At 58.8% G+C, this 7,054-nt stretch carries 6 protein-coding genes; 4 read left to right on the plus strand and 2 right to left on the minus strand.

The genetic code is table 11. The features are described 5' to 3' along the window. Positions 1 to 681 precede the first annotated feature (681 nt). The 3 genes from ACIQ2A_RS24830 to ACIQ2A_RS24840 are packed head-to-tail and all read left to right on the plus strand — an operon-like array spanning position 682 to position 2,618. A complete protein-coding gene (locus tag ACIQ2A_RS24830; protein ID WP_398484536.1) occupies positions 682 to 1,176 on the plus strand; it encodes a hypothetical protein in 495 nt (164 codons plus the stop codon). A 5-nt stretch (positions 1,177 to 1,181) separates the two neighbouring features. Beyond that, on the plus strand, positions 1,182 to 1,865 hold the full coding sequence (locus tag ACIQ2A_RS24835; RefSeq protein ID WP_398484538.1) for a hypothetical protein: 684 nt from the start codon (positions 1,182 to 1,184) through the stop codon (positions 1,863 to 1,865). Between the two features lie 6 nt (positions 1,866 to 1,871). Then, on the plus strand, positions 1,872 to 2,618 hold the full coding sequence (locus ACIQ2A_RS24840) for a hypothetical protein (protein WP_398484540.1): 747 nt from the start codon (positions 1,872 to 1,874) through the stop codon (positions 2,616 to 2,618). Between the two features lie 31 nt (positions 2,619 to 2,649). Here ACIQ2A_RS24840 and ACIQ2A_RS24845 read toward each other — a convergent pair whose 3' ends face one another. Together ACIQ2A_RS24845 and ACIQ2A_RS24850 are read right to left on the minus strand one after the other, a co-directional pair. After that, positions 2,650 to 3,339, minus strand: coding sequence for a hypothetical protein (locus tag ACIQ2A_RS24845; protein ID WP_398484542.1), 690 nt, complete (start codon positions 3,337 to 3,339; stop codon positions 2,650 to 2,652). Positions 3,340 to 3,521: 182 nt separating this feature from the next. After that, complete coding sequence (locus tag ACIQ2A_RS24850) at positions 3,522 to 5,408, minus strand: sigma 54-interacting transcriptional regulator (protein WP_398484544.1); 1,887 nt, start codon at positions 5,406 to 5,408, stop codon at positions 3,522 to 3,524. A 165-nt stretch (positions 5,409 to 5,573) separates the two neighbouring features. On the opposite strand from ACIQ2A_RS24850, the gene ACIQ2A_RS24855 reads away from it, so the two are divergent. Beyond that, positions 5,574 to 6,953, plus strand: coding sequence for a CmpA/NrtA family ABC transporter substrate-binding protein (locus ACIQ2A_RS24855; protein ID WP_398484547.1), 1,380 nt, complete (start codon positions 5,574 to 5,576; stop codon positions 6,951 to 6,953). Positions 6,954 to 7,054 lie beyond the last annotated feature (101 nt).

Raw genomic sequence — 7,054 nt, forward strand, 5'->3', positions numbered from 1 at the left:
CTGATGTGTCGGATGCGCAGTCGTCTTTTTCTAGGATGACGGATGAGGCTGCCTAAAGCGCAGAACTCGCTTGTTTGCTCAAAAAATCAACGACCGCTGTCGAAATCAACGCCGTCGAGCGACGCTAGGGGAGCATGGCCTGTCATCGCTGCTCCCAGACAAGGCCAGTTCTGATAGCAGTCGAAGGTACAAGACCATGAATAGTCGTACCGATCTCTGTTTGGCGGCATACCATTTTTTAGTTTATTCATAAGCCATTGATTTGTATGAAATAAATAATGTTTGTTATGTAAGAAATGGGATTTTCTGGTACTTATTCTGAGACGTTCTGTATAAAATGATTTGTATTGAGTTCATATCTATCTGATAAAAAAGAGATATTTACTTGTACGGTATATTGTTTAGTTGGAATATTCTTTGTATGTAGATATACGTTCAAATCAAGGTTCTGTTTTTCTTATATACATTCATGGGCATAGTCCCGTATATCGTCGATATAGTTTGGAATAATCTGTACCTAAGGCTGATTGTTCTGTATTTGTTGGTGGATATTCGCAGTATATTCGCGTTTGTTCATGGTGTGGTCTCGAATATGTGGAAATAAAACACTTTAATTGTGTATCTCGATTGACGAGGTGCTCGATCTCGGCAATCTTTGCTAGGTTCCTCAGAGGATCTTTCATGACAGAAGATGCCCCCAAAATGTTCTCGCTCCGCCTGTCCGGGGATGGGATCAACATTGAGCAGCAGATCGAGCAGCGATTGGCTTTGCAGGTGGTGCAGGTGGTGATGGGCGGAGGCGTATCTGGTCCCGCTGCGCCTCCTTTGGGCGCGAGCCATAGCGCGCCTCCGCCAAACAGTGTGCAGCTCTCGTTACGAGAGCATCTGGACAAGATTGGAGCTTCAAAGAAGCCCGAGCAAATTGTTACGATCGCGCAGTATGTCTGCGAAGTTGAAGGGCAGGGTGATTTCAGTCGAGATGATATCAAGTCTCGCTTCATCACAGCCCGCGAACCTCCTCCCGGAAATTTTAGTCGTGATTTTGCCGTTGCTCAAAAGAACGGTTGGGTCGCAGAAGTGCACGGTAAGAAGAGCCGTTACTACGTCACGGCTAAGGGTAATCAGGCAATCAATGCGAATTTCTCTAACGGGAAGGGCGCCGGCGGACGGCGCTGATTCAAATGGCTTTGAAGGACTTAGTCGCTAAGAAATCTGAAGTTGATGAGGCTGTGATCGAGGCGATAGTCTCGAAATATGTTCGATATTATACGGATACTGTTGAAATTGGTTTTACGCCTGAATGCGCGTCACTTAGTGGCGAAAGCAAATTGCTTGTCTATCTCGTTGCGCTTCTTGGCTGGCAGTATGTCACAGATAGCGTGCCGGAGACTTCCACGAAGCCTGCCGATTTAGAGAAGGTGCTCGGAATTCCTGGAAATACTCTGCGTCCTATACTCAAGACTCTCAAAGACGCACATCTTATAGCCCCGGGAGCGCTAGGCTATAATGCGCGTGAGGGAAATCTGGAGGATATTGCCGCGGCGATCTCGGGAGAGAGAAAAACAGCTCGACGCAAGGTAGCTTTGGGAGCGCCAGCGAAATCAAAGGCGAGCACAAATTCTACCCGACGATCAACGGCAAATGCAATTTCGTCAAACATTGATGCGTTCATTGATGACGGGTTCTTTGATAGCACGCGCACGCTGCGTGCAGTTCATGAGAAGTTGCATGAGCGTGGTGTAATAGCACGTCAAACATCGGTGTCTGGACCATTATTGCGAGCGGTGCAGCAAAAGCGTTTAAAGCGCCAGAAGGTTATGGAGGACAATAAGGAGGTCTGGGCTTATTGCGTGGTTGAGGCTTAGGAAGCTGTGCGCCAAGAGCTGGAACGAAATCTTTCATCTAAAATCGATCCGCAAGTCGTCAAAGACATGCTTAACGCTTATGAGGGGGTGATCCATAAGCATCGCGCTTTGGACGCGGAGGCTGCTCTAACTCGCGCGGGAAAATTTGTGGAGCATGTTTTCCGCGCTCTGGAGTTCATCAGAACCGGAGTTGCGCCAGCCGAGATCAAATCTCCGGCGGCAACCGCGCGAATTTTGGAGAATGATACAAATTTGCCAGAAGCGATCCGGATGCTGTTACCCCAGATTGCCCTTGCAATGATTTATGATGTTCGCAGTAAACGTGGTGCGGTGCATGTGAAGGAAATTGACCCGCGCGGAATAGACGTCGATTTAGCAGCTAAGGCTGCTTCCTGGATAATGGCGGAACTGATCCGATTGTATCATGTGGATGATGAGAGCGCTGTGCGATTGGAAATGGTTTCTCTTACTCGCGCCACTTTTCCATTGCTCGAGAGCATCGATGGAGAGGATTTCGTATCCAGAAATGTTCCCGCTTGGGTCGAGATCCAGTTGCTACTCGGCCGTAAGGGCAATGAGGGGGCAACGCGCACTCAGCTTGGGAAGATGGCGAAACGAGACGCTTCCGCTGTCACTAAAGCTCTTAAAAGTTTGGAAAAGGATAGATTGGTCCATCAAACAGAAAGGGGAGTTTACCATCTGACCGGGGCCGGTGAAGCAAATTTGATGAAGTGGCTCGCGGAGAACACATAGGAATAATCTGACAAGCGCGTCGCTCTAGGCTCTAAGACCTTCTTCTCTTCCCCCTCTGCCTCAGCGCCGGATGATCCTCCGGCGGCGTGTGCGCATCCTCCAGCAAAGCCATCGCTTCCTCGGGAATATGCTCGATATCGACACCGCCACGGCGCATCTCTTGCAGCGCGATGCGGATCGCGGTGTCGCGGTCGATCCATTCCCGCACGGTGCGGGTCGGCCCGAAGGGGCTGCGGCGCGGACGGCGGCGGCCCATGGCCTCCACGCGCGCCATCTGCAGCACCTGCATCGCCCCGATCAGCCGCTCGAGATCGACCGCGGGACTGTTCCACAGCTCGGTGACACAGCGCTCGGCGAGAAGGTGCAGTTTGGCGCCGAGCATGCGCAGCTTGAGTTTGCGCGAGGCGCGCGCCGTCGGCACCGTGTCGGTGGGGCGCGCAGCAAACGGGTGGCGCTGCCAGCCGAAATCGCGCTTCCAGCGCATGATGCTGCCGACGCCGACACCGGTGCGTGCGGCGATCTGCCGGTAGGTCAGCGTGGTGTCTTCCATCAGGCGCCGAACCTCGGCGACCTTGCCGTCGGTGTGCGGGCGCTTCGATCCCTTCGGGCGACCGCGCAGAAACGGCGGCGGGCCGTTGGCCGGATCACGCGCCGCCGCATCCGCGGCGCTGTCGATCACGCGGATGGGGGAGTCAAAAAGGGGGACGAAGGGATAGGGCATGCAGGGGACTATATGCCTAATCGCGGAGGTTGCAAGGGAGGCTTCCCGTCATTCCGGGGCGCGCGCTTGCGCGAACCCGGAATCGCCGCGTGGCTTGGCTGCCGGAGGCTTCCACGTCGAGATTCCGGGCTCCGTCCCGCCGCCTGCGGCGTCGGTCCGTCCCCGGAATGACAGTTCGGGCGCTACGTCGTCTTCGCCTCGATCCCCAGCACCTTCATCCGCGACGCCAGCGTCGTTGGCTTCATGTCGAGCAGTTCGGCCGCGCCATGGCGGCCGAACACTTTTCCGGATGTGGCGGCGAGCGCCGCGAGAATGTTGCTGCGCTCGTGATCGCGCAGCTCGCCGGATGTCATCACCGCCGGCCGCGTCTCGGTCTTGGCGCGCGCGCCGGTGGCGGCTTGCGGGCCGGCGCTGTCGGGCAGGTCGATGCGCAGCCTGCCGTTCTGCGCGAGGATCACCGCGCGCTCGATCACGTTCTGCAATTCGCGCACATTGCCCGGCCAGTCGTAGCGCGACAGTTTTCGCGCATCGCCCTCGGAGAGGCGGAGATCCGACTGGAGGCGCTCGCTGAGCAGGAAGTGTTGCGCCAGCAGGGGAATGTCCTCGCGGCGATCGCGCAGCGGCACGGATTCCACGGGAAACACGTTGAGCCGGAAATACAGATCCTCGCGGAATTTTCCGCGCGACACTTCCGATTTGAGGTTGCGATTGGTGGCGGCGATCACGCGGACATCGACCTCGCGGGTGCGCTCCTCGCCGACGCGCTCGAAATGGCCCTCCTGCAGCACGCGCAGCAGTTTTCCCTGCAGCTCCAGCGGGATTTCGCCGACCTCGTCGAGAAACAGCGTGCCGCCGTCGGCCAGCTCGAAGCGGCCGATGCGGTCGCGCACCGCGCCGGTGAAGGCGCCGCGGACATGGCCGAAGAATTCGCTCTCGAAGAGTTCGCGCGGGATGGCGGCGCAATTGACGCGGATCAGCGGGCGGTCGCGGCGGCTGGAGGCTTCGTGGATGGCGCGCGCGATCAGCTCCTTGCCGGTGCCGCTCTCGCCGGTGATCAGCACGGCAGCGGTGGTGGGCGCCACCAGCTTGACCTGCCGCAGGGTCTTCTGGATCGCCGCCGACTGCCCGATGATGCCGCGCGGATTGGTCTCGATGCGGATTTCCTCTTGCAGATAGGCGTTTTCGAGTTCAAGGCGCGCGCGCAGGCGATCGACTTCGGTGAGCGCTGCATGCAGCTTCTCATCCGCCTCGCGGCGCTGGCTGACATCGCGAAACACGATCACGGCGCCGACCACCATGTGGCGATCGCGGATCGGCGTCGATGTGTATTCGACCCAGACCGGCGTGCCGTCCTTGCGCCAGAACACTTCATTGTCGATCTTGTGCACCGCGCCGTCGCGGAAGGCCGCATAGATCGGGCAGTCGTGATCGTGATAGTGGCTGCCATCGGCGTGGCTGTGATGCATGATGGCGTGGATCTCGCGCCCCACAAGCTCCTCCGCCGTCCACCCCAGCATCCGCTCGGCGGCGGGATTGACGAAGGTTGCCTTGCCCTCGGCGTTGACGCCATAAATCCCTTCACCGGCAGCGCGCAGGATCAGCTGGTTTTCCCGCTCGATATCCTGGAACACGCGCTCGACGCGCTGCCAGGCGGCGATGCCGCCATGCATGTAGTCTTCCGCATCGGCATCCACATGGCGGCGGCGGCGCTCTTCGAGATCGCTCATGGTGAGCGTGACCAATGTGCGCCCGCCGACCTCGAGCAGCGCGCCGGCATATTCGAGCTGCAGCGGCTGGCCGGTGGCATGGCGCGGGGTGAGCGTGCGCGTAAAATAGCTGCCCTTGGCGAGTACGGCCTGGGTGAACACGATGAGGGCAGGGAGCTGACCCGCATGCAGTGCGCTGATCTTGATCTCGCGCAGGGTCATGCGGTCATAGCCGAGCAGGGTGCAGGCGGCGAGATTGCCGTCGATGATCTGGTCGGCATGGGGATCGAGCAGCAAGGTCGGCTCGATGGCGTGATCGAAGGCGATCAGGCGCAAATCGGGCTCGCGCACCGGCGCATCCATGGTGGACTCCGAAGTTTCGTAATCGGGCTACGAATTTTCGTGTAGCACGAAATCTCGTGGTTTCCAATGATCCCCGAAAACGCCTGCGGCACTTGGACTTTTCGGCGCGGCCTGGGCTGGCACACTCCTTGAATACTCCTCGGGAGCATCACCGGAGGAGTCACAATGTCCACATTCGACAATCCGTTCGACCCCAACCGCCGCCTCGGCGCCTGCAGCTGCGGACAGCACGACAGCCAGTCCGCCCATGAGGCCTCCCTGCAGTTGCAATGCGATGTCCCCGCGAGCGAGGAGAAACGCTACGAGGGCGTGGTCGCCTCTGCGGTGATGCGCCAGCTGTTCCCGCAACAGGCCACCCGCCGCGCGTTCCTGCAGTCGGTCGGCGCATCGACCGCGCTGGCGGCACTGTCGCAGTTCTTTCCGATCAAGACCGCCACCGAAGTGTTCGCGCAAGGCGCGGGCAAACTGGAAAAGACCGAGCTCAAGGTCGGCTTCATTCCGATCACCTGCGCCACGCCGATCATCATGGCGGATCCGCTCGGCTTCTATCAGAAGCAGGGGTTGAAGGTCGAAGTGGTGAAGACCGCCGGCTGGGCCGTCATTCGCGACAAGACCATCAACAAGGAATATGACGCCGCGCACATGCTGGCGCCGATGCCGATCGCGATCTCGCTCGGGCTCGGCTCGCAGCCGATCCCGTTCACGGTGCCGGCGATCGAGAACATCAACGGGCAGGGCATCACGCTTGCCATGAAGCACAAGGACAAGCGCGATCCGAAGGACTGGAAGGGTTTCAAGATCGCCGTTCCGTTCGACTATTCGATGCACAACTATCTGCTGCGCTATTATCTCGCCGAACACGGCATCGATCCCGATGCGGATATCCAGATCCGCTCGGTGCCGCCGCCGGAAATGGTCGCCAATCTGCGCGCCGACAATATCGACGGCTTCCTTGCCCCCGACAACATCTGCCAGCGCGCGATCTATGACGGCGTCGGCTTAATGCACATCCTGTCGAAGGAAATCTGGGACGGGCATCCGTGCTGCTCGTTCGCCGCCAGCCGTGAATTCATCACCACGGCGCCGAACTCCTTTGCCGCGCTGACGCGCGCCATCGTCGATGCGACCGCCTATGCGTCGAAGGCGGAGAACCGCAAGTCGATCGCGGAGGCGATTGCGCCGGCGGCCTATCTCAACGCGCCGCCGGTGGTGCTGGAGCAGGTGCTGACCGGCACCTATGCAGACGGGCTCGGCGGCATCAAGACCGATCCCAAGCGCGTCGATTTCGATCCGTTCCCCTGGCAGAGCTTTGCGGTGTGGATGATGACCCAGATGAAGCGCTGGGGGCAGATCAAGGGCGACGTCGACTACAAGGGCGTGGCCGAGCAGATCTATCTCGCGACCGACACCGCGAAGGTGATGAAGGAGATGGGGCTGACGCCACCGACCACGAGCTACAAGTCGTTCGCGGTGATGGGGAAGACGTTCGATCCGATGAAGCCGGATGAGTATGTGGCCAGCTTCAAGATCAAGAAGGCGAGCTGATGGCTGATATCGCGCGCGCCTCTTTCTTACCTCTCCCCGCTTGCGGGGAGAGGTCGGATTGCGAAGCAATCCGGGTGAGGGGGCCTCTCCTCTCACTCCGA

Source organism: Tardiphaga sp. (assembly GCF_044336785.1).
In the GTDB taxonomy this organism is placed as follows: Bacteria; Pseudomonadota; Alphaproteobacteria; order Rhizobiales; family Xanthobacteraceae; genus Tardiphaga.